The organism is Oleiphilus sp. HI0125 (genome assembly GCF_001635355.1).
The window spans coordinates 1-866 of sequence record NZ_LWGF01000878.1 but is presented as its reverse complement, the minus strand read 5'-3'; the positions used below and the strand labels follow the sequence as shown (position 1 = coordinate 866).

At 46.7% G+C, this 866-nt stretch carries 1 pseudogene; it reads right to left on the bottom strand.

The features are described 5' to 3' along the window. Positions 1 to 731: pseudogene (locus A3762_RS14575) on the bottom strand (flagellin); the annotation flags it as partial. Positions 732 to 866 lie beyond the last annotated feature (135 nt).

The window sequence follows — 866 nt, the reverse complement described above, 5'->3', positions numbered from 1 at the left end:
ATCGAGGCTGATACACCCGTTTGCTCAGAGACAGAGTTAATTGCGGCTGCTTTTGCTATTGCAGATAAATCGTTGTTAGAGCTGGAAAATGCGTCGTCAACGCCTGATGATGCACCAATAGCTATGCCGTTGATGACGAGATCACCTGCTGCGAGGGCAGCTACAGGCGGCGTTGAAGCGGTGCTGCCCGGCGAGGATGAAATGCCATCAGTAGGTGAAACACCTAGCTGAGTAACGTCTGTACCTTCAATACCGAAGCTTACATCTTCACCTTCATTTGCGCCGATTTGGAATGTAACATCTGTGAAGGATCCGTCTAGTAACTTGGTGCCGTTAAAGGTTGTTTGATCAGCAACACGTTCGATCTCAGTAATAAGCTGCTGAACTTCTTCATTCAAAGCTTCACGGTCTTGCTTGCTGTTCGTTGCGTTAGAGGCTTGTAGTGCCAAATCACGGATACGAAGTAGGTTGTCAGTCATCGAGCCGAGCGCGCCTTCAGCAACCTGAGCGAGTGACACTCCGTCACTGGCGTTTCTTATCGCGACTTTTAAGCCTTGGACTTGCGCGCTGAAGCGGGTAGAGATTGCAAGACCTGCTGCATCATCTTTTGCGCTGTTAATACGCAAGCCTGAAGACAAGCGTTGCAGGGCTGTTTGGTTTTCGCTCTGAGACTTATCTAGGTTTCTTTGCGCGTTGATAGACGCAAGATTGGTATTAATTATTTGTGGCATGGTCTTCCCCTTCAGCCATACGTGCGTGCAAATTCAAAAAATATTTTGGCGTTTTTGTAAAGAATCGCCGATTGATTGCTATCCAGCGAATTCTGTGCCATGTTTGATTTTTGCTTTTATTAAACTATATAAATC